This is a genomic window from Sutcliffiella sp. FSL R7-0096 (assembly GCF_038595065.1).
Classification (GTDB): Bacteria; Bacillota; Bacilli; order Bacillales; family Bacillaceae_I; genus Sutcliffiella_A.
In genome coordinates this window covers 1,284,085-1,306,518 of record NZ_CP152003.1, presented here as the reverse complement: position 1 = coordinate 1,306,518, position 22,434 = coordinate 1,284,085, and the positions used below count along the sequence as shown (strand labels likewise).

Sequence of the window (22,434 nt, the reverse complement as noted above, 5' to 3'; positions counted from 1 at the left end):
TTGTATAATGATCTTGCACCTAACGAACGTTAGGTAGTTTTTTATGAGGAGAAAATTTTATGTCTACTTCTACATCAGAACGAATTAAACATAGCGCCATTCAGCTCTTTGCCCAAAAGGGGTATTATGGAACGTCGCTAAATGAGGTGGCGACAATGGTAGGAATAAAAAAACCTTCCCTTTATGCACATTTTAAAAATAAAGATGATTTGTACCTTTCTATTCTCCAGGAACTGATGGATACGTTTTTAGACCGTGTAAGCATTGACCCATCTGTTATGGACCAGCATTCCACCAAAGAAGTATTATATATGTTCTTGAAGAACATGGTGGACTTTTGGAAGGATGAAACACTGGGGCTTTTGTACAAAAGAACCCTTTTATTCCCTGAAGAGCATTTCCGTTCTTACATCCAGGAACAATTCATCCAAACAGAAGCGCATACCACGGCTATCCTTAGAGAAATTATTGGAGCGGGACAACAAAATAAAGAGATTTCCAATCAGTCCATCGAACCATTAATCGATTCTTTTTATTGCCTGATTGACGGCCTCTTTGTACAGCGTTTCTTCTATCCCTTACCTGAGTACGACAAGAAGGTGGAGCATGCCTTTGAGCACTTTTGGAAAGCCGCAAAGATTGGAGGTCAATAATCATGCAATGGGTGTACATTTTTATAGCAGGACTTTTAGAAATAATATGGGTTTTAGGCTTGAGATTCTCAGAGGGATTTACGGTTCTGATTCCAAGCATCGTCACGGTTATTACGTTGGCAATCAGTTTTTATCTATTCTCTAAGTCACTTAAATATATCCCTATTGGGACAGCTTATGCCATTTTCACAGGATTTGGAGCTGCTGGCACCGCTGTTGTCGGAATACTGTTTTTCGGAGAATCGGCCAGCTTTTCTAAGTTATTTTTTATCAGTCTTATGTTGATTGGGATTATCGGGTTAAAAATGACCACTCCTGATGAAGACAAAAAAATAATTGAGGAGGGGATTTGAGATGGCATGGATATTTCTTACGATTGCAGGTGTTTGCGAAATCGGTGCGGTAGTTTCATTAAAATTTGCTGATGGGTTCAAAAAACTCATACCTTCCATCAGCTTTGCCGTCATCGGAATGTTAAGTTTTTATTTCCTATCGCTTGCCTTAAAAGAAATTCCTATGGGTACTGCTTATGCTGTATGGACTGGAATCGGATCAGCAGGAAGTGTACTACTTGGGATGATTTTATTTAAAGAATCCAAGGAGAGAATACGAATTGTGTTGCTATCTCTGATTATTATCGGGGTGATTGGATTGAAAATCACTCAATAAGCAATATAAAAAAAGCCATTCCGACCATGATGATCTGGAATGGCTTTTCCTTCTTATATTTGTTGTTCTTTGGGTATATTGATTTCGCCTTCTTCAGACTTCGCCACAATAAAGGCACATGCTGCGTCGCCTGTAATGTTGACTGCCGTTCTTGTCATATCCAATAAACGGTCAATCCCTAGAATAAGAGCAATTCCTTCAACAGGAAGACCTACCTGGCCAAGCACCATGGCTAGCAGGATAAAACCTACCCCAGGAACACCAGCTGTCCCGATACTCGCTACAACTGCTAAACCTACAACTGTAAGCAGCTGTGTCAAAGACAGGTCGATTCCATATACCTGAGCAATAAAGACAGTTGCTACACCTTGCATGATTGCAGTACCGTCCATGTTGATAGTGGCACCGAGCGGCTGAACGAAACTGCTGATCCGTTTTGGTACGCCAAGGTTTTCCTGAGCCACATCCATCGACATCGGAAGAGTTGCATTACTGCTGGATGTACTGAAAGCGACACTCATTGCCGGAATGAATCGTTTAAAGAACGTAAGCGGATTGATTTTCCCTAATAGGAATAAAGCGCCTCCGTAAGTAATAAAGAAATGCAAGAACAAGGCGATTATTACGACAATGAAATAGGCACCCATCGCTTTAATTGCGTCGATCCCAAGTCCACCAACCGCTGAAGCGATTAAACCGAATGCCCCATATGGCGCGGTTTTGATAACAATATGAACAAGAAACATCACTATATCATTTGCTTGCTCCAGTAAAGTCTTGACTCTGCCTGCTTTTTCTCCCAATGCATTTATGGCAAATCCAAGGAGTACGGAAAAGGAGATTATTTGGAGCATTTCCCCCTCTGCCATTGCCTTGATAGGGTTTGTCGGAATGATGTTTAAAAGAGTTTCCATAACTGGTGGGGCTTCTTCTGGCTTTTCTTCTTCGGACAGCTCATCCACCATCATATTTTCAAAGTTACCTGCAAGTCCCGGTTGGATGACAGAAGCAAGTGATAGGCCAATTGTGATCGCAATACACGTGGTAACCATGAAGAACACAATTGTCTTTAGCCCGATGGTTCCTAGCTTCTTGGTATCCCCCAAACCGACCACACCAAGTGTGATGGAGATAAGGACTATTGGAACAACCAGCATGGTGATAAGATTCAGGAATATCTTCCCTAAAGGTTGAAAGAGATATGTATCAAATGGTTGAAATAGCGATGGTGCATAAATATTCAATGCAAGACCAACTAAAATACCTAAGATAAGACCGATAATAATTTTCTTTGTTAATGTCATTTTCACATGAAATTCCTCCCTTTTGTAATATTAATATAATTTCTTTTTCAGAATCCTTGGATATATTCTATAATTCGACAAAAGGCGACTTTTTTCATTCTACGGGGTATTTTTAAATCTGTAAAGTGATTTATGATAGACCGGTCTCTGGTTGTCTGTTATAATACACTATAAAAAGTCCAAAAGTCTTATTGTTTTCTTTTCTCAGTTTTGATATATTTAACAACGATTTTCTACTTTTATTTACCCATTAATTTAACTTTTATAGCATTTACAAATAGAAAATTTTTCATGCAATGATGGAGGGGTTCAGATGAAATTACTTTGGAGAGTTATTGTGGCAATATTTATCCTTGTTGCAGCTAAAGTTGCCATAGATTCTTACCAAATCATTAAAATTGCTGCGGGCGGGGAACATGTTAGAATAGATCCTGCTCTCTACTTTAATTTATCGTATGTCATTTTTGGGTGTGTCGGATTGATGTTTTTGTCTGATGTGTACAAAAAGTTCGTGGAAAAGAGAAACAATCAATTTAAATTTTAATGGAAACCATTCCATAAAAAGGGTTTCTCAACTAAAAAACCAGGACAAATGTCCCGGTTTTTTTACTATTAAAATATAATAATTATGCCACTTCATTTCCCTTTGAAGATTCCAGGATTTCAAACCACTGCTGTCTTGAAAGTTTAAGTCCCAATGCGTCAACCGCTGATTTTACTCGGTCTAGTTTCCCAGACCCAACTATCGGTATGATCGTTGCAGGATGAGAAAGTAACCAAGCATATAATACTTGATCGATGGAGGTAGCCCCTGTTTCTACTTTTATTTTCTCCAAAACATTTCGGACGCGCACCGTTTTCTCGTCCCCACTTGTGAAAATACTTCCTCCACCAAGTGGAGACCATGCCATAGGAGAGATACGATCTCTTTGGCATTGTTCTAACGTTCCATTCTCAAAATGCTCCAAATGAGTTGCAGAAATTTCGATTTGATTGGTCACCAATGAATCATCCAAAGAGGAGTTTAGCAGGTTGTATTGGGACGGTAGAAAATTCGATACACCAAAGCGTTTTACCTTCCCTTCCCTTTTCAATTGGGTAAATGCTTCTGCCACTTCACTTGGGTCCATCATGGGATCTGGTCTATGTATTAACAATAAATCGATATAGTCTGTTTGGAAGTTTCTTAAAGATTGTTCTACAGACTGAATGATATGTTCCTTGCTTGTATCATAATGTTTAATTTTGTGTTCGGGCCTATTGGTAGAGATCAATTTAATCCCACATTTTGTTACCAGTTCTATCTGGTCTCTTAGCGAAGGCTTCAATGCCAATGCATGGCCGAACTGTTCCTCCACCGTGTAGTTCCCGTATATATCAGCATGATCAAAGGATGTAATGCCCATGTACAAACAGCTCTCAATGAAATTCAAAGTCTCTTCCTTACTGTATCCCCAATCATTCAACCTCCACATACCATGAACGATTCTTGATAAAGATACATCTTCCGCTAACTGAACCCGCTCCATTCTCTCACTCCTATTCATTAATTATTTAAAAATTATACCTCTTCCACGCTTCATAAGCCAAAAAAACGCCTTTCTTTTAGCTTATACCATTAAAAGATATACAACTAATAAACTTTTCTTTAAAATAGTTAATAACTATTACAGGTTTTGAAGAAAGGAATACCTATTATGACATTGACGGCACAAACACTGATAGGGAATAGATTGATAGATTCACAGCATGAGGTAGCAGAAAACATGCTTAGGGAAATCCAGAAAACCTATCCAGACGTTCCTCAATACAGACAGGAAGAGACCGAAGATAAAATCAAAGAAATCTTTCGGACCCTCATTCAGTTTTTGGGAGAATACGTGTTGGATTCTGAGAAATCCATCTTAGACCGTGCCAAGAATTGGGGGGAATCCATAGGCTTTATGTCTGTAAAAGCTGGAGGGTCATTAGAGGAAACGCTTTCCAACATGACATTGTATAAGAGGTGCTTATGGGCCTTTATCCAGAAGGAAGGGACAAATGAAGGATACCCAATGAAACAAATCTCGGAGATCTTCATCCTTATAGATGAGTTGTTCAATATTATCGTCTACGGATTCAGTCAGGCCTTTTCCATTGCAACCGAACAGAAAATGCTGGATACAAGAGCCTCCCTGATCAGACTATCCATCCCAATTGTACCACTACTCCAAGGGATGGCCGTTCTACCCCTTGTCGGGGAAATTGACGATGTACGGGCAAGTATCCTTATAGAAGAGACATTGGAAAAAAGTAAAAACCTGTCCATCTCCAAACTGATCATTGATTTTTCCGGTGTTTATAAATTGGATAGAACGGTCCTCCATACCATGGACCTCCTCCTCCGCTCCCTTAAACTTATAGGCATCACGCCTATCATAACAGGACTGAGGCCGGAACTAAGCCTGCAATTCATCAACTCAGGCCTTATCCTTCGCGACATCCACATCAGTGGGTCTATCGAACAGGTGTTACAGCAGCAATAATAAAAAATTCCTGTCGGGGTCAGACCCCGGCAGGAATTTTTCACTTCATGTCGAACCTCCCCAAAAATCCTTCTATCCATTCTAAAAATCTTGCACATGAAATGTCTTGCCATTTGATTATGTTTCATTTATGATTATACTATCATTCATGAATAACACTATATATAGTGCTTAGATGACAATTAACTAACTACATACAGTATTTTGTTTAATAATGCGGTAAAGGTGTCTTTTAATAGACTTAATAGGGAATCTGGTGAAACTCCGGAACTGTCCCCGCAACTGTAAGTGCAGACGATCTTGAAAAACCACTGTATAAACAGGCTTAACGGCTCTTATATGGGAAGGATCAAGATAGGAAGAAGCATGAGTCAGGAGACCTGCCTTTAGCGATTAGTTTCTCTTTCTTCGGGAGTTGAGAAGATGAAACGATCACTAGAAACATATGGAAAGAGCAGGTATATCCGGACCCAACATCCCGTTGGCACGGTTTTAGGATCCCCCCTTCCTCTATTCTCCCTTTCTATGATCGTTTGATCCACTCAGCTGCCTGAGTGGATTTTTTTTATTCCCGGAATTTCCATTCCCCCATACCCCATTTGGGGAACGAATGAAGCCTTATCTTATAGACGAAACGGAGTGAAGAAAGATGACCATACATACAGAAACACCACACAAAGAAAATATGCAATCCTTACAAACCTTTCAAGGATTACTTGAATCAACCCTAAGGGAATTCCCTTCTCTTGAGGCGGACATATTTTTACAAAAAGCGGAGAAGCTTTCTAACAAGCTGTTACCCCTTAACCAAGTACAAGAGCTTTATAATCAACTAATTTTAGAAGCGCTCAGTCATTTGACAGAAGAAGAACCAGATTGGACCTATATAGCTTCTAGACTCCTTGCTCATCAACTTCAACAGAATGTTCGCCATAACAGGAATACTACGATTTCTTATACAAATCTGTACCAATTAATAGAAGCGTTAACCCATAAAGGAATCTATCATTCTCAACTTTTAGAGTCTTACACAGAAAATGAAGTCCAAGAATTGGAGGCTTTCTTACAACCTGAAAGAGACCATCTTTTTACTTATATTGGCCTGAAGACTCTGTCAGATCGATATTTAACGCGTGACCACAACAAGGAGCTTTGGGAGCTTCCACAAGAACGGTTCATGATAATCGCCATGACACTCATGAGAAAGGAACAGAAAAACAGGCTTCAGTATGTAAAGGAGGCTTACTGGGCTTTGAGCAATTTATATATGACGGTAGCCACCCCCACCTTTGCAAATGCAGGTAAAACGTACGGCCAACTTTCTAGTTGTTTCATCGATACAGTGGATGATAGTTTACAAGGAATATATGACAGCAATACAGATATTGCCAACCTCTCCAAATCTGGTGGAGGAATCGGAGTATACCTCGGTAAAATCCGAAGCCGCGGCAGTGATATCCGTGGTTTTAAAGGAGTTTCCAGTGGCGTCATTCCATGGATGAAACAATTGAACAATACAGCAGTCAGTGTGGACCAACTTGGCCAACGTAAAGGAGCCATTTCCGTCTATCTCGATGTTTGGCATAAAGACATTTTTTCCTTTCTCGACAGCAAGCTGAACAACGGGGACGAGCGGATGCGTACACACGACCTTTTCAATGGTGTCTGTATTCCCGACATTTTTATGGAGCAAGTAGAAAAAAGAGGTGACTGGTATTTATTTGATCCCCATGAAGTCAGAAAGACGATGGGATACTCCCTGGAAGATTATTTTGACGAGGTAAAAGGCGACGGTAGCTTCCGGATAAGATATGAGGAATGCGTGAACCACCCTGATCTTGCAAAGGAAAAAGTGGCAGCCATCGACATCATGAAAGCAATCATGAGAGGGCAGCTTGAAACGGGAAGTCCCTTCATGTTTTACCGTGACGAGGTAAACCGCATGAACCCTAATCATCATAAAGGGATGATTTATTGTACCAACCTTTGTACAGAAATTACCCAGAACCAAAGTGCCACGGTAACCAATACTCAAGCAGTGAAAGACGGAAGCATCATCACCGTCAAAACACCAGGTGATTTCGTTGTTTGCAATCTATCGTCCATAAACCTTGCACGTGCGGTGAAAGAGGATGTGCTAGAGCGTCTTATTCCCATTCAAGTCCGCATGCTTGATAATGTGATTGATTTAAATGATATCCCTGTTCTTCAAGCAAAAATAACTAATCAAAAGTACAGGGCTGTAGGGCTTGGCACCTTTGGCTGGCACCACCTGCTGGCATTGGAAGGCATCAAATGGGAATCGGAAAAAGCGGTAAAGTATGCGGATGACCTTTACGAAAGAATCGCTTTCTACACGATTCAAGCAAGTGCCCTACTTGCCAAAGAAAAAGGTGCGTACCCTGCATTTGAAGGATCGGACTGGCAAACTGGGAAATATTTTTCAAAAAGAAATTATGATTCCAAAGCAGGGCTGGACTGGGAAGTGCTTCAAAAGAAAGTGGCCACTACCGGTATCCGTAATGGCTATCTGATGGCTGTTGCCCCAAATGCGACAACTTCAATCATTGCCGGAAGCACAGCGAGTATCGACCCGATTTTCCTGAAGGTTTACTCGGAAGAGAAAAAAGATTATAAGATACCGGTTACGGCACCTGACTTAAATTCAGAAACTACTTGGTTCTATAAGTCCGCCTATCATATTGATCAGCATTGGAGCATCACCCAGAATGCGGCAAGGCAAAAGCATATTGACCAGGCCATCTCCTTTAACCTATATGTCACCAACACCATTAAAGCCAAGGCCTTATTAGATCTTCATTTGGAAGCATGGAAGCAGGGGCTTAAAACCACCTACTACGTTCGGTCGACATCTAAGGAAATAGAAGAATGCGATTCGTGCGCAAGTTAATAGGGAGGAAGAAAAATGAGTAATTATCTTCATAAACGTTCCATCATGGACACACATGCACCTAATAGATCTACCAGAATCATCAACGGGGATAGCTCCAATGTACTGAATTGGGATGACGTAGCGTTTTCCTGGGCATATCCCAAGTACAAGAAAATGCTGGCCAATTTCTGGTCTCCTTTTGAAATCAATATGTCCCAGGATATTAAACAATTCCCGGGGCTGACAGCAAAAGAACAGGATGCGTTCCTGAAGATCATCGGCCTGCTTGCACTCTTGGACAGTATTCAGACTGACTATGCAGGTAAAGTCGCTGATTATTTAACCGACTCCAGTCTGAACGCATTGATGATTATGCTTGCCCAACAGGAGGTCGTACATAATCACTCCTATTCCTACGTCCTATCAAGTCTTGTAACTCGTACTAAACAAGAGGAGGTTTTCGAATACTGGCGTACCGAACCGACCTTGAGAAAGCGGAATGATTTCATTACAGATGGTTATAAAGCCTTTGCAGAGGAACCTACCGTCGAAAATTTGTTACGATCGATTGTATATGATGTGATATTGGAAGGGCTTTTCTTTTATTCAGGCTTCGCTTTCTTTTATCACCTTGCCAGAAACCAAAAAATGGTCGCCTCTAGTACGATGATCAATTACATCAATAGGGATGAGCAGATTCATGTCGATCTGTTTGTGAAGATATTTCAAGAAGTTCTATTGGAATATCCAGAATATGATACAGAGGCACTTGCTCAATTTGTGGAGGAGACCTTTAAGCAGGCCGCAGAACTGGAGATTGATTGGGCGAGACAAATAATCGGAAACCATTTTACAGGCATTGAACTTGAGGATGTGGAAGCCTATATTAAATTCTATGCCAATGTCCGCTCCAATCAGCTTGGTTTCAACCGCCCGTTTGAAGGATACCGGACTAACCCCTTAAAATGGATCAAAGCATATGAGGAAGTGGATCTTGGTAAGTCGGACTTCTTTGAACAAAAATCAAGGCAATACACAAAAGTGAATGTCGTGGATAATGGGTTTGACGATTTATAAGATGCTTTCCCGCCGTGGACCAACGCAGTCCACGGCTCTCTTTACCAGATAGGATAAACAAAAAAAGAAAAGGCGAGATAGAAAACCCCCATTAGCATATAGCCCATATAGCTTTGTTTCTCCAAAAGTAGCCTTTCCAATCCCCTGATAAGAAAAGCACCTGCAAATAACCAAAACATCCACCCCAAATGTGTAGGGCTATCAAGGTACGCTCCCATCCCCCCCAGAATGAGCCCGCTTATAACCAGCAGCAGTTGAAGGAAAACAATAGGTTTTTTTCTTGTTTTTATATCTTTGAACACAGAATACTCCCCCTTTGTCCTCCTTCCATAATAACAGAATGTTTTGTGAAAAAGAAAACCCAAATATAAATTGAGTTTTGGAGTTGGTGATTGAAGCGAAGGGCATAGACTCCAGCGCGAGGTAGCGCATAGCAGAAGACCCTACAGGCAGCATGACCACTGAAAAATCCAATAACTTATCTTTTTTAAGATTTATAGCTGTTGAGTGGAGCAATAGGCGAAGACTCCTGCGGGGGGATAGCGTCAATCTTGAGACCCCGCAGGGCGTAGCCCGAGGAGGCTCAAGGTCGCCCTTTGGATAAGCGAAGCCGTTTGGGGAAATCAACAGCGGTGTTTAACCAGAACCATTAAAATAATCCCAGATATTGTAGACTCAAGACAACAACTCCCAATATCCACACATAGACAGCAAATGTGCGCAGGGAATGCTTTTTCAAGTAATTGATCATCCATTTTACCGCAATGTACCCAAAGAAACAGGAAGCAAGAATTCCAATCATCAATGAAGTCAGTGATATATCCTCCCTACCCACCTGTGCGACCTCGACAGTTTGGAGAAACACCGCTCCTGCAATCGCTGGTGTCGATAGCAGAAAGGAAAAATATGCTGCCGTTTCCCTATCCAACTTTCGGAAGAGACCTGCTACAATGGTCAGCCCTGAGCGTGATATAGCAGGGAAAATGGCGGCAGCTTGGAAGGAACCAATGAACAAGGCATCCTTCCACGTAATATCCTCCATTTTTTTTGCACCTTTTTTGATGGAATCCGCAAACCACAGAAAGGCCCCCGTTATCAAAAACTCCCAACCGATTGTAACGCCTGTTTTGGAAATATCCTCAAAATAGTCTTTAAAAGCAAGCCCTATAATGACAGCTGGAATGGTCCCGATCACTAGCAAAAAGGACAGCTTGTGAAATGGGTTACGGATAATTTTGATAAATTCCTCACGATAAAAATAAAGAACGGCAATCAATGTCCCAAAGTGTAGCATCGTATCGAGCAGCAGTCCCGCTTCCTGCAGGCCAAATAGATTCCGTCCCAAATACAAGTGCCCCGTACTTGAAATTGGAAGAAATTCCGTAAGTCCTTGAATAATACCTAAAATGAACGCCTCAATTTTGGACATGCTCTTCCTCCTCCTATATCGAACGTTTCCTGTCAAAAACAAAATAAGTGATGGCCCCTAAAATGATTAAAATCATTAAAGGGATAATGAGCGGCTGGGCAGCGTGTTTGATATCACGCCAGTTTTCTCCCAATTGAAAGCCTATATAGAGAAATAGGACCGTCCAAGGTATTACCGCCGCCACCGTGTAAAGAAGAAAGGGCAAGAACTTCATTTTTGCAATGCCTGCCGGTATCGATATGGCATGCCGTACCACCGGTATGAATCGGGCTGTGAAAATCACAATCGGTCCATAGTTCTCAAACCACTTTTCAGAGATATTCAAGTGCTTCGTTTGAATTAATATGTATTTCCCATACTTTTCAAGAAATGGCCTTCCTCCAATGCTCCCGGCCCAATACAAAAATAGTTGTGCAAGTGTACCTCCTGCCACACCGGCCACAAGGGCTCCTGTAAAACTTATTTTACCGATGGAAATCAAATAACCCCCATATCCCAATACAATTTCGCTTGGTATAACTTCCACCATTAATCCTAACGCAATTCCCCAAACTCCCATCGTCTGGAAAAATTCAAAAATAGATAAAAAAAAGTGCTCCATATCCTCGCCTCATTTGTAAGAGAGTTGTCCCTAACAATGTATGAAGGCAAGTCCATGAAAAGCACTAAAAAACGAATGTAGTTATTTTTCAACCTGGGAAGTGTGGCCCCCACTTTGGTTCCCGCCACTCAGTGGAATGTTCATGAATGGAATAGAAACACCTTAGTAATACTAGTGGCGAAAGACTATTTGATGATGAGGGAGTTACTTATGTATATTGCATTAACAGTCACGATAGTTTTGTCCATCTTTCTACTGCTTTCACTCCGTATGATCAAAAGTAAATTCGAGGCCCTCGAACTGTTTTTGTTATTTCTATTTTCATCCTACATCTGTCAAAATACATACTATAAACTATTTTCCCCTTATGACCGGATTAGCATTGCTGATAGCGGATGGGCGAAACTCACAGTGAAATTACATTTTGGCATTACCCTCCCCGTCCTACTGATCATTGTATTGTATATTCTAAAGAGCACCCGTTTCAGCTATTATGTAGCAAGTGGGATTGGATGGATCCTGTTTGTAATTGCAAGTGAGAAAGCTTTATTTTTATCGGGGATATTGGAAACACAAAATGAAAAGTGGTATCCACTCATTGATTTAGCAGCGGCCATCTTCATACTTCTACTAACGCATTTTATTCTGAAGACCATTCGTTTACTATTGAGAAATGAGCAGGTAATCACATGAACAGTCAAATCAAATCTATCCTCCATCCCATTTCCCCAAAATTTTTTGATGAAAACGAAGTATTCACTATTTTTATTTCCATAATGGTAATTGTAGTCCTTTGGTTTTTACATACACACTACCGAACACTTACCAACACGGAACTGGCCAGTGTATATCTATTTAATCTATTTTTGAGCACCACCTTGGAATCATTGTTAGCCGAACACCCATTAGATTTTTACGATACGATGGACTACGCACATGCAGAGATTTTTGATGTTATTTTACAAACAATTCCCTATCCAGCGACCATTGTTATCGCTATTCATTTTTATGCAAAATTCAGACCGGCTACAATCGGATTTATAATTGGCTGGGCTCTCATTCTGATATCTCTGGAATGGATCTCGCTTTTTTTCGATCTTTTTCAATATAATGAGTGGACACTCTTATACTCGTGTATGTTTTATGCATTTATAATGACTTTAAATACATTCTTTTTCAACAAATTCAGAAAGCACCTTCAAGATAAAAAAGCTAACCCTATAAAATAATAATATCAGAAAAGGGTTTTTTAAAAATATGTCGAATTATACTTATTGGAGGTGCTGATATATGAAGAAAATCATTCTTATATCCCTATTCCTCCTTTTTCTAACAGCCTGTGGTATGCCAACGCACATTCCAGATCGCTTTTCGTACATTGAAGTTGTCGACAAGAAAGAAGATGCATCTCTTTCTGAAGTGGAGGATATTGATTTCATTCTGAAAGACAGTGAAGTGGTGGTCGGATTGGATGAGGCAACCGAGAATTACCCCAAATACAATATTGAACAAACTCCTGCTTATATAGTGTTTGAATATACAGGGTATCTTACCGACGACATGATTTTATTCACCTATGACAAGGAAGAGGCTGTATCGTTATTGAAGGAAAAGATTCAAGACGAGAAAGAAAGAGCGGAATAAGGCAAAGCCGAGACGAGGGCATAATGACGGAAGTCCCCGGTTCGGCTTTACTAATTTCCTTATATGTAAACGCTTACTATTAGTCATAAAGTGTTTTTTTTCACATATTATTAAATTATTTATTGGAGGGCAAAAATGGGGAAACTATGTCTTCAAACATCTTGCGTCGGTTATGACCTGATTCTGATTACATTGGGGTGCTTATTTGTTTTATACATCGGTTATCGATTCCTTGGGCATGAAGACTGAATCCTCATGATTTCACTTCTTTTGCTCCATACTAACAAAGAGGTGATGAAAATGAGAAAAGTCTTCTTTTTTCTACTGCTTACCTGGGGAATACTGGCTGTCCCTGTATCGGCACAACCCCTTCAAATAGAAGTATTTGATGTAACACAGAGTAAGGTGACAAAGTCCATTCCATTGGACGAAAGAAACAGGTCTGAGGCCCTTAAGCTTGTAAAAAGTATAAACGCCCTTTATCCAAAGCTGAACCCTACACCAAAAACAGGCTTTATGGTCAAAGTGCCTTTTGAACCCTCAGAAAACATCGACACGAAAGTGTTAAAACAATCCGTCAAGCAAGTAATCTTCATTTTTCCTGAAGGAGAAAAGCCGTATTTGCTTATCTTCAATGAAAAAGAGCAGCCAATGTTCTACTATTTCAGTGAAGATTGCACAGGGTTTCTCGAGATGCTGGAAATGAATAACTAGGCTCTGTTAAAGCATGCTGTTGATTATGCAGCAACAATGTTGCCGCATTTTCTTCGTGCGATGTTTTGCTGCCGAAGCCTTCCTTGTCCTGAGGGAGATAGCGTTTAGGGGAGACCCCGCAGGCGCAAGCGTGGCCACTGAAAAAGTAATGAACTTTAATAATCTGGTTAACACCGCTGTTGATTTCCGCAAACGGCTTCGCTTTCCGCGGGGCGACCTTGAGCCTCCTCAGGCTACGCCCTGCGGGGTCTCAAGATTGTCGCTATCCCCCCGCAGGAGTCTTCGCCTATTGCTCCAATCAACAGCTAGAAACCATAAAAAAGATAAGTTATTAGGTTTATCAGTGGCCTTGGCGTAAGCCGAGGAGGCTCCCCAAACGCCCCTAGGAAAACGAAGCCTAGTGCGGAAATCACCAGCGTGTTTAACAGAGCCAATAACTAAAAAAAGGAATATTGGGTACACTATCTTCAACTTGAACCTTTCCAGGAGGGGTTTTATTTGAAGAACGTACTCATTATTCTTTTTATTAGTATCATTTCAGCCGTTACTATTGGGTGCGGTTCTGCCATTGAAGGTGTTCCGGGTAATGCTGAAGAACCACCACCTTTGCTGCCATCGACAGGGGATTATACTTTTCAAAGGTACATTGAAGAAAAGGAGCACACAGAATACAGGGTGCTTTATAGCAAGGTTCCAGACAGCCAGATTGTAGAAGTGAAAACGGTTGTGGATCTAGGTTCCGAAGACTCTTCAACAGATACTTCGGAAACGATCAACTTTTATGAAGAGAAGAAAGATGGCATCTATGGATATATCGTTTTATCGGAGGACTTCCCAACAGAATGGGATGCAGATGATATTAAAAAATTCCCTAAAACGAAAATCATTGCCTACCCGCTGGAAGAAAGTAAAGAATGGACCGAAACAATAGAGGATTTCGACTTGGATATCACTTATCATATCAGGTCAATAAATGCTGAAATCGAAACACCTGCTAAGACGTTCAAGGATTGTATCATTATTGATTTCGAAGAAAAGGACCAGGATGGCAACACACTACGTAAAGGAAGTTCAGTTTTCGCCCCACACGTAGGATGGATCCGGCATGAAATTAAAGAAGAGGTATTAAAAGATGTTCATAAATTAATAAAGATTAATGAAAGATAATGAACAATTATCTTTCATTTTAGACTGTTGACAAACTATAAACTAGTTAGGTTATCTGTTGGAAGAGTTGATCTCCGTTGCAGGAGCTTCGCTTTCCGCGGGCAGTCCGGAAGCCTCCTCGGGCTACGCCCTGCGGGGTCTTCCATGTCCTTTCCTCCCGCAGGAGTCTTCGCTCCTTCCACTGCGATCAACTGAGAATTTCATTATTTTAAGCTTTGTCTACACACTGTAATGAAAGATAATGAACAATTATCTTTCATTTTTTTGGATTATTATTTATACTTCGATGGAACCTTTTTCCCTTTCTAACCGTCTTATTAGTAAATCTTTCGTTTTACGAAGATTTTACATAGAAGATTTTACATAACTGTAATGAAGAGAAAACCATAATTGTAGTATAATTACACACATATCATACCCTAATCATGGGTATATAGATACCGAAAGCACTTATTATGTTATACTTCTATAATTAAGGAGGAGATGTAGCATTGAGTTTGAGTAAAATTATTTTCGTCATTAGTATCATGGCTAGCTTTCTAATGCTTGTTGCTTCTGTCATAGCATTTGTCATTCATGACATCGGTTATTTTTGGACAATGTTCATTCTAATGGTTGTCAGCATTCTTCAGAATATTTCCGTTTATAGACATATCTCCACAACTGATGAACCTGTTAAAGGCTAGACCGCTTCTTGGATTGGAATATCGAGCGGTCTTCTTACTAATAAAAACTTTTCCCGTCCACTTTCGCTGAGATATTTACTTCCATTCTACTTTCAAATATACATAATAAAAAAGCCAGCAAAAAGCTAGCTCTTCATCTCAGTTCGTATGTAATTTCCGTCCTTATCATAAAAATGAAATTTTTTTATAGTATTTTCATCTGACTCCAAAATTTCTGGGCGAGAAATATGGATGAGGAACTGATTAGCAACCACATTGCTCGAAAACTGATAGATCACTTCATCTTTCCTTTTCACTTCAAGCACTACTTTTTGAACCTCATCCTCTTGCGGTACCAGGCCGTGAAGATATGTTTGCTCTATATGATGAACATCTATCTTCTTCTCTTCGTAACAGAAGCTCTTTTCTTCATTCATAGTATAATAGTTCGGCTCCTCCACTCCTGTAACGATAAACCCCTCCTCACTCTGCTGAAAACCTCCAAGTACCGTTTTTAATACTGCATTCTTTTCAGAATAAATCAGGAATGATTGATTGTTTTCGTCTACAAACATCACCTCCATCCCTCCCAGTTCTTTCGTAGCCCCGGCAAGTGCCCCCTTTAGATTGCGGTAAATGTAAATTGGTTCTTTGTCAATTTTTAAGGCGTTCTCCATTTTACTTATATGAGTGAAATATTTTTGTGGCGGGATTGCCAGTTTCACTCTTTCACCTTGGATGACAATGTCTGTTTCGATTGTTTTTACAGACGTTTGCAGGTTTTCCCCTATGAAAAGGATTTGGGTTCCATCTCTTGTATTCATTACCTCCGAATAGTAGGAGCGGTCAAGTAAGAACGTTTCAAGCTTTAGCTTGCCATAAACTCCTTTTATAAAAATGGCCACACCCAACTTACTTTGACTATATTCAAATGTCGCCACTACTTTGTTTGTACCCTCAATTGGAAATACTTCCAATAACAGTGGTTCCTTCTGTTTTGGACCCAGATGTTCGTGGATGAAACTTGTGATGTTTCTTTCGGAATTTTTCAAGGTGTAACTTGTGTATTCATAGATAGAATAACCTCCAAGTACTAGTAGACTGGATATTGAGATGATTATAAATAACCTTTTCAATGTTGTTACCCCCTGTTCCGTTTCTAATGCCTAGGAAAATAAAACTAAATATAGTTCTATAGCCCCACCTTTAATCTTAAGATAAATATTCCTAGGAAGCTATTGGGAAAGTAAAGTAGCATTAACCCTTATGATTCGCTATTTTAGTTGAACACTTTCCTAGTACTAAGAGATACTGTATTATGTGGCTTTCCCACACCTTTATATAGACAAATTCCGAACTTCAAATTACACTATCATAATTTTATTCGTGTTTTTAACAAAAACCCCTTTTCAAACTCACCTTTTTCCGATATAATCACTTCATAATCCAAACAACTCCATATAACAACTCGTATAATAGTAGGAATATGGCCTACAAGTCTCTACCAAGCTACCGTAAATGGCTTGACTACGAGTGATACTTTAATTTTCCCTTTCTTAGGCTTGGCCTGAGTAAGTTTTCGCATTCCCGGAAGTTAGAGATGGTCACTTGTAGTATTCGTGCCATTTCGACTTTCGGGATTTTTTTATTTAAGAAGGAGGACATTTTTATGAAATTATTACAACAAACCATTCTTGATAAAGGGACTGTCTTACCAAACGGAGTTTTAAAAGTTAATACATTTTTAAATCACCAGGTGGATACTGGATTGATGATCGAAATAGGCAAAGAGTTTGCAGATCGCTTTGCAGACGTCAATATCAATAAAGTGGTGACGATTGAATCATCCGGTATCGCCCCAAGCTTTTTTGCAGCCCACACTTTATGTGTTCCGCTTATTTTTGCAAGAAAGAAAAAATCTCTGACCTTGAAGGATAATGTCTATACAAGTGAAGTGTTCTCTTTTACTAAGCAAGAAACAAGTGAAATTACAGTGGCAAAAGAATTTTTAGAGGAAAATGATAGAGTATTAATCATTGATGATTTCTTGGCAAACGGACAGGCTGCGCAAGGTTTGATTGATGTAGTGAAGCAAGCCGGGGCAACCGTTGCCGGTATCGGGATTGTCATTGAAAAATCCTTCCAGCCAGGGAGGCAACTATTAGAAGATAAAGGTTATCGTGTGGAGTCGCTCGCAAGAATCCAATCCCTTCAAAACGAGAAAATAACCTTTGTGGCAGACGCTGTTACTGTTACAAACTAAGAAAAATGGAGGTCATCTTATGAAAGCAACTACTGTACAATATCCATGGTATAAAAAAGAAGATACAGATGCATTCTTCGCACTCTTTCAAAATAATTTAGCAAACTTTGTAATCATTGCGGTCACCATGCTTGGCATGGGCTTTCCGGCATCCATTGTATTCGGAAAAGTAATCCCTGGAGCGGCGGTTGCCGTAATGGTCGGTAACCTTTACTATGCATTCATGGCAAAGCGACTGGCACAGAAAGAGGGACGGACAGATGTCACTGCCCTCTCCTATGGAATCAGCACTCCCGTTATGTTTGTTTTCTTATTTGGAGTTTTAGCGCCTGCTAACGCATTGACTGGGGATCCAGAGCTTGCATGGAAGATTGCTGTGGCTGCTGCATTCTTGAGTGGATTGATAGAAACCTTGGTCAGCTTTACAGGGAACTGGGTTCGAAACCATCTGCCTCGTGCAGCTATGCTTGGCGCCCTAGCAGGGGTAGCTCTTACATTCATTGCTGGTGAGATGTTATTTAATACTTTTTCCATCCCTGTTGTAGGGTTAGTTGCACTTGTTATCATAATTGTAGGTGTTGTTGGAAAGATGTCCATGCCATTCAAAATTCCAGCATCCTTATTTGCTGTCATCATTGGTACTGTTCTTGCATTCGCATTGGGGTATCAATCACCATCCCAAATCTCTGATGGGCTTGCCAACATCGGTTTCTATCCAATTCTACCTACTTTGGCTGCTTTTGAAGGGATGACCTATTTATTTGGTGCACTTATCGGACTACTGGCGATCATTTTACCAATCACACTTTATAATGCGATTGAAACGATGAACAATGTGGATGCCATGTCTGCAGCGGGTGATTCTTATGATGTACGTGAATGCCAGGCAGTGGATGGGGTCGGAACGATGCTTGGTGCCATTTTTGGCGGCCTCTTCCCTACTACTGTTTATATTGCGACAGTGGGCTCCAAATGGATGGGTGCCGGCAGAGGATATAGCATCTTGAACGCCATCGTTTTTGGCATTGCGGCCATGACAGGGGTGATTGCAGCCCTTGCTGCCATTATCCCTCTTGCTGCAGTAGCTCCAATTTTGGTATTTGTCGGGATCTCCATGGTAGCAACTGCATTCCAGACCAATGACAAAAAGTATTTCCCTGCGGTTGCGATTGCGATGCTACCATACTTCGCAAACTATGTAATGACACGCTTTAATAATAGCGCAGGCGAAGTGGTCGCAGGCATCTCTGAAGGTATTGTCCCTCTTGGTCAGGGTGCCATGTTTACAGCCATTGTTCTTGGTGCTATCACTGTTTATATTATCGACCAGGACTACCGCCAAGCATCTTACTTCGCATTGATTGGCGCATTCCTATCCTTCGTCGGATTTATGCATGCACCAAAGCTTGCCGTGAATGCCGCGCCTGACTTTGCTATAGGCTATGTACTAGTTGCTGTATTCTTGGTTTATTGTTCATATCAGCAAGCATCAACTGCTCTCAAGCAGACGAAACAGAAGGTTGTTGTGAAACGGCAGGTTGCTTCATAAAATGAATTGTTCAAGCCGAGAGTTATTGCTCTCGGCTTTTTTTGAGTCTTTCGTTCATGTCCTCCCCCCTTTTATCACATAAAATATCCTCTTCCATGCAAAAGAATTTCGAAATATTCCTGCTAACAAGGCACTAGCCCACGAGTTTTGGACGAATGCACATACAATACAAAGTAGGCAGAGTTAGGAGGAGACGGAATGTATTTACAAAATCATATGAACGGAGTATCTCAACATGGATACCGTTCCATAGGACCAGGATATGGAGGGCTGGGCTTTGGTGGCTTTGGATTTCCACTATTAGGAGGACTTGCTGGGGGTCTGTTAGGCAGCGCCATTTTCAATAACTTTGGATACGGCGGTGGTTTCGGTGGTGGACCAGGTTTTGGTGGTTATCCTGGTATTGGATATGGAGGGCCGGGTTTCGGTGGTAGGCCAGGTTTCGGCGGTGGACCGGGATTCGGTGGCTATCCTGGTATTGGATATGGAGGGCCGGGTTTCGGTGGTAGACCAGGTTTCGGCGGTGGACCGGGATTCGGCGCCACACAAGGGTTTGGTGGCGGAACAGGGTTCACCGGCTTCCAAGGTAACTTTCAATAAAAATATCAAGGGCCCTTATAAAGAAACTTTATGAGGGTTTTCTTACACTTTTAACGATAGGACTGATAGGAATGGAAAAGGATAAGGAAACAAAAGAGTTGGAACAGCGCCTTCAAGAAAATATAGCTTTTGCTGTATGGCTTCAAGTAATAGGTCAGGTCTTGGAGGCTATAAACCTGAGTAAGTTGTACAATTTAACGAATGATCCATTATCAGATGTTGAGAAAGGCATTCTTACTGGGGCATGGGTACAGACCATTGGAGACATTGTAGTGGCTATTGGCACGACTGCTGAGGTACTTTCAGATGATCCCCAATTGGAATTGCAAGCCCAGATTGTTGCCACACAGGGACTCTGGATCCAAACTTTTGGTACAGGAATGGAGGCTTCAATTGCTACAGAAACCATCAAGAGAGAGCTACAATCCATTCCAGCCGCACCTTTTATATCCATACCAGACTCCTAAACCGAATGATGTATCATTTATTATTAAACAAGAAAAACTACTGATATCTTTAATAATGAGAGCAGGCATAAATTATGTCCATTATGCAACAATACATTGAAATTTTTAATGAAAATCAATCAGCTGTCCAAGCGCATGTTAACTTTTGGCTAGAACATGTGGTGTTTTCTTGGCAATGGTGGTTAATGATTGGTATTTTCATCCTCTTATGGACCTTGTTCTGGAAGCTAAAAAAACCGGAGGAACTTCCGCGAATATCCATTTTCGGGCTGCTGTGGATTATTGTTGCCTCTAACCTTGATGGGTTGGGTTATGAATTCGGTCTATGGGGGTATACATACAATCTTAGCCCCTACTTGCCAAAATCGTATGTCTTTGATTATTGCTTGATCCCCGTTACATATATGCTAATATATCAGTATTTCCCTATAGGAAAAAAGTTTTTCCTTGCCAATCTCGTACTTGCAGTTGGTGCATCTTTGATCGCAGAGCCCGTAGCGGAGAAGCTCGGCCTATATACTCCTTTTCATTGGAACGTATTCATCTCTATACCACTGTATATCATAATTTCCTACATACTGAAATTCTTCACAGAAAAAATTTGTCAATCTATTTGCTAAAAAAGGACGCCCATGCTGGGCATCCTTTTTTTATACGGTTTCTTTCATTTCCTCTTTATTTGATTCTTCAGCAGGGTCAAGTGGATCCTGGGTCTCCATATTTTCAGTGGAGTCTTCTTTCTTCTTTTTCAAAAACTCCTCTAATGCAAGCTTACTCTTTCTGGATGTAAGGATATATAAGAAATCCTTATCTTTGATTTCTGTATCACCAGATGGCGTTACAAGTATGCCCGCTCTTATGATAGCATTGATTAAAGTTTTATCAGGAAATTCCAGTTCAGCTAGAGTTTTTCCAACCATGTCTAAATCCTCCTCCACCTGGAACTCGATGATTTCTGCATTTGCTTTACCAATCGAGACCAGCTCTAAAGAATGTATAGGAGCGATTTTCTTTGGTCCGGTGAGATTCAATTTTTTTGCAAGCATCGTAATGGTTGACCCTTGAACTAGAGTAGATGTCAGCACGACGAAGAAAACGACATTAAAGAACAATTGTGCATTCGGAATTCCTGCAATCATAGGAAATGTAGCAAGAACGATCGGTACTGCCCCGCGAAGTCCCGCCCACGATAGGAATACTTTCTCTTTTACGCTGAAATCCATGCCTATCGTGGAAAGGAAGACGGCTATAGGTCTAGCAATGACAATTAAAATCACAGATAGTAACAACCCTTTTAGCATAATATCCCATTGGAACAATTGGCCTGGGAAGACGAGCAATCCTAGAATGATGAACATGAGAATTTGCATCATCCACGCAAATCCTTCGTTGAAACGGAAAATGGATTGACGATAGGTCAATTCATTGTTGCCTATAATCAATGCTGCTACATAAACAGCCAATAGCCCGCTTGCCCCTACTAGTGCAGCGATACTATAAGTCAAAAGGGCAAATGCCATGGCGAACACAGGATATAAACCGGAAGAATCAAGGTTTATTTTGTTGATGGAAATGGAGGCCAGTTTCCCAAAGCCTAATCCCAATAGCAAACCGATACCCATCTGCCAGAAAAAGCTTCCGATGAATCCAATGTAACTTGGATTGGAGGCTGTAATAAGTTCAATGAAGGATAATGTCAAAAACACCGCCATCGGATCATTCGTACCAGACTCTGCCTCTAATGTGGCACCCATCCTTGCTTTAATGTTCTGCCCTTTGAGTACCGCAAATACTGCAGCGGCATCAGTTGATCCTACAATTGCACCAAAAAGGAATGCTTCTAACCATGTAACATCCAGAATAAGTTTAGCTGCTGCTGCTACCAATGCTGAAGTAAGGATGACTCCGATAGTTGCCAATGATAGAGAAGGTTTGACAACCTTTCGAACAGTCGTCCATTTGGTCTGCAGACCCCCTTCAAACAATATGATGACAAGAGCGAAGATACCAATTAATTGCGCGTATTTCACATTGTCAAAGTAGATGAATCCTAATCCGTCGCTTCCTGCCATCATTCCGACAATGATGAACAGAACAAGCGCTGGTACACCTAGTCTTGAGGAGAACTTGGTGGTAATAACTCCAACAATTAAAAGAAATGCGGTTAACAAAATAAAATAATCTACATTAAATGCACCTTGAAGCATCTTATCC

The 22,434-nt window shown here is 40.8% G+C and carries 24 protein-coding genes and 2 riboswitches; of the genes, 18 read left to right on the top strand and 6 right to left on the bottom strand.

What is annotated here, in order from left to right:
• The first annotated feature begins 59 nt into the window (after window positions 1–59).
• Genes MKY77_RS06695 through MKY77_RS06685 form a run of 3 tightly spaced genes read left to right on the top strand, consistent with a single transcriptional unit; the run spans window position 60 to window position 1,322 of the window.
• Entirely contained in the window at window positions 60–653 is a 594-nt protein-coding gene (locus MKY77_RS06695) for a TetR/AcrR family transcriptional regulator (RefSeq protein WP_339149475.1), read from the top strand.
• Window positions 654–655: 2 nt separating this feature from the next.
• Window positions 656–1,006, top strand: coding sequence for a multidrug efflux SMR transporter (locus tag MKY77_RS06690; RefSeq protein ID WP_339149474.1), 351 nt, complete (start codon window positions 656–658; stop codon window positions 1,004–1,006).
• A gap of 1 nt (window position 1,007) precedes the next feature.
• Window positions 1,008–1,322 (top strand): multidrug efflux SMR transporter, encoded by a 315-nt coding sequence (locus MKY77_RS06685; protein WP_339149473.1) that lies wholly within the window; start codon window positions 1,008–1,010, stop codon window positions 1,320–1,322.
• Between the two features lie 53 nt (window positions 1,323–1,375).
• On the opposite strand, the gene MKY77_RS06680 is transcribed toward MKY77_RS06685, so the two are convergent.
• Window positions 1,376–2,626, bottom strand: a complete 1,251-nt coding sequence (locus MKY77_RS06680) for a dicarboxylate/amino acid:cation symporter (protein ID WP_339149974.1) — start codon at window positions 2,624–2,626, stop codon at window positions 1,376–1,378.
• 313 nt (window positions 2,627–2,939) lie between these two features.
• On the opposite strand from MKY77_RS06680, the gene MKY77_RS06675 reads away from it, so the two are divergent.
• On the top strand, window positions 2,940–3,170 hold the full coding sequence (locus tag MKY77_RS06675) for a hypothetical protein (protein WP_339149472.1): 231 nt from the start codon (window positions 2,940–2,942) through the stop codon (window positions 3,168–3,170).
• A gap of 82 nt (window positions 3,171–3,252) precedes the next feature.
• Here MKY77_RS06675 and MKY77_RS06670 read toward each other — a convergent pair whose 3' ends face one another.
• Window positions 3,253–4,155 carry an aldo/keto reductase gene (locus MKY77_RS06670; protein WP_339149471.1) on the bottom strand — a complete coding sequence of 301 codons (903 nt, stop codon included), beginning with the start codon at window positions 4,153–4,155 and terminating at the stop codon, window positions 3,253–3,255.
• A gap of 168 nt (window positions 4,156–4,323) precedes the next feature.
• Here MKY77_RS06670 and MKY77_RS06665 point away from each other — a divergent pair, with 168 nt between their 5' ends.
• From MKY77_RS06665 to MKY77_RS06655, 3 genes are all read left to right on the top strand, one after another.
• On the top strand, window positions 4,324–5,151 hold the full coding sequence (locus tag MKY77_RS06665) for an STAS domain-containing protein (RefSeq protein WP_339149470.1): 828 nt from the start codon (window positions 4,324–4,326) through the stop codon (window positions 5,149–5,151).
• Window positions 5,152–5,357: 206 nt separating this feature from the next.
• Window positions 5,358–5,554: riboswitch (cobalamin riboswitch) on the top strand.
• Window positions 5,555–5,800: 246 nt separating this feature from the next.
• Window positions 5,801–8,062 (top strand): ribonucleoside-diphosphate reductase subunit alpha, encoded by a 2,262-nt coding sequence (locus MKY77_RS06660; RefSeq protein WP_339149469.1) that lies wholly within the window; start codon window positions 5,801–5,803, stop codon window positions 8,060–8,062.
• A 15-nt stretch (window positions 8,063–8,077) separates the two neighbouring features.
• Entirely contained in the window at window positions 8,078–9,121 is a 1,044-nt protein-coding gene (locus MKY77_RS06655) for a ribonucleotide-diphosphate reductase subunit beta (RefSeq protein WP_339149468.1), read from the top strand.
• 649 nt (window positions 9,122–9,770) lie between these two features.
• On the opposite strand, the gene MKY77_RS06650 is transcribed toward MKY77_RS06655, so the two are convergent.
• Window positions 9,771–10,550 (bottom strand): undecaprenyl-diphosphate phosphatase, encoded by a 780-nt coding sequence (locus tag MKY77_RS06650; protein WP_237663956.1) that lies wholly within the window; start codon window positions 10,548–10,550, stop codon window positions 9,771–9,773.
• Between the two features lie 13 nt (window positions 10,551–10,563).
• Window positions 10,564–11,151: a DedA family protein gene (locus MKY77_RS06645; protein WP_339149466.1), complete on the bottom strand. Its 588-nt coding sequence runs from the start codon at window positions 11,149–11,151 to the stop codon at window positions 10,564–10,566.
• A 210-nt stretch (window positions 11,152–11,361) separates the two neighbouring features.
• On the opposite strand from MKY77_RS06645, the gene MKY77_RS06640 reads away from it, so the two are divergent.
• From MKY77_RS06640 to MKY77_RS06615, 6 genes are all read left to right on the top strand, one after another.
• Window positions 11,362–11,844, top strand: a complete 483-nt coding sequence (locus MKY77_RS06640; protein WP_339149465.1) for a hypothetical protein — start codon at window positions 11,362–11,364, stop codon at window positions 11,842–11,844.
• Window positions 11,841–12,380 (top strand): hypothetical protein, encoded by a 540-nt coding sequence (locus MKY77_RS06635; protein ID WP_339149464.1) that lies wholly within the window; start codon window positions 11,841–11,843, stop codon window positions 12,378–12,380. Before MKY77_RS06640 ends, MKY77_RS06635 begins: the two co-directional genes overlap by 4 nt.
• 61 nt (window positions 12,381–12,441) lie before the next feature.
• Window positions 12,442–12,795, top strand: coding sequence for a hypothetical protein (locus MKY77_RS06630; protein WP_339149463.1), 354 nt, complete (start codon window positions 12,442–12,444; stop codon window positions 12,793–12,795).
• A 300-nt stretch (window positions 12,796–13,095) separates the two neighbouring features.
• Window positions 13,096–13,509, top strand: a complete 414-nt coding sequence (locus MKY77_RS06625) for a hypothetical protein (RefSeq protein ID WP_339149462.1) — start codon at window positions 13,096–13,098, stop codon at window positions 13,507–13,509.
• Window positions 13,510–14,007: 498 nt separating this feature from the next.
• Window positions 14,008–14,676, top strand: a complete 669-nt coding sequence (locus MKY77_RS06620) for a hypothetical protein (RefSeq protein ID WP_339149461.1) — start codon at window positions 14,008–14,010, stop codon at window positions 14,674–14,676.
• Between the two features lie 491 nt (window positions 14,677–15,167).
• Window positions 15,168–15,362 (top strand): hypothetical protein, encoded by a 195-nt coding sequence (locus MKY77_RS06615; RefSeq protein WP_339149460.1) that lies wholly within the window; start codon window positions 15,168–15,170, stop codon window positions 15,360–15,362.
• 125 nt (window positions 15,363–15,487) lie between these two features.
• Here MKY77_RS06615 and MKY77_RS06610 read toward each other — a convergent pair whose 3' ends face one another.
• Entirely contained in the window at window positions 15,488–16,477 is a 990-nt protein-coding gene (locus MKY77_RS06610) for a hypothetical protein (RefSeq protein WP_339149459.1), read from the bottom strand.
• A gap of 312 nt (window positions 16,478–16,789) precedes the next feature.
• A riboswitch (purine riboswitch) is annotated at window positions 16,790–16,891 on the top strand.
• A gap of 119 nt (window positions 16,892–17,010) precedes the next feature.
• On the opposite strand from MKY77_RS06610, the gene MKY77_RS06605 reads away from it, so the two are divergent.
• The 5 genes from MKY77_RS06605 to MKY77_RS06585 all read left to right on the top strand — a co-directional run bounded on the left by MKY77_RS06605 (window position 17,011) and on the right by MKY77_RS06585 (window position 20,840).
• A complete protein-coding gene (locus MKY77_RS06605) occupies window positions 17,011–17,604 on the top strand; it encodes a xanthine phosphoribosyltransferase (RefSeq protein ID WP_339149458.1) in 594 nt (197 codons plus the stop codon).
• Window positions 17,605–17,623: 19 nt separating this feature from the next.
• Window positions 17,624–19,153, top strand: coding sequence for an NCS2 family permease (locus MKY77_RS06600; RefSeq protein ID WP_339149457.1), 1,530 nt, complete (start codon window positions 17,624–17,626; stop codon window positions 19,151–19,153).
• A 198-nt stretch (window positions 19,154–19,351) separates the two neighbouring features.
• Window positions 19,352–19,753: a hypothetical protein gene (locus MKY77_RS06595; RefSeq protein WP_339149456.1), complete on the top strand. Its 402-nt coding sequence runs from the start codon at window positions 19,352–19,354 to the stop codon at window positions 19,751–19,753.
• Between the two features lie 71 nt (window positions 19,754–19,824).
• The gene (locus MKY77_RS06590) at window positions 19,825–20,220 is read left to right on the top strand and encodes a hypothetical protein (protein WP_339149455.1); all 396 of its coding nucleotides are present in this window, start codon (window positions 19,825–19,827) and stop codon (window positions 20,218–20,220) included.
• 74 nt (window positions 20,221–20,294) lie between these two features.
• On the top strand, window positions 20,295–20,840 hold the full coding sequence (locus tag MKY77_RS06585; protein WP_339149454.1) for a CBO0543 family protein: 546 nt from the start codon (window positions 20,295–20,297) through the stop codon (window positions 20,838–20,840).
• Window positions 20,841–20,870: 30 nt separating this feature from the next.
• On the opposite strand, the gene MKY77_RS06580 is transcribed toward MKY77_RS06585, so the two are convergent.
• On the bottom strand, window positions 20,871–22,427 hold the full coding sequence (locus MKY77_RS06580; protein WP_339149453.1) for a potassium/proton antiporter: 1,557 nt from the start codon (window positions 22,425–22,427) through the stop codon (window positions 20,871–20,873).
• Window positions 22,428–22,434: the final 7 nt, after the last annotated feature.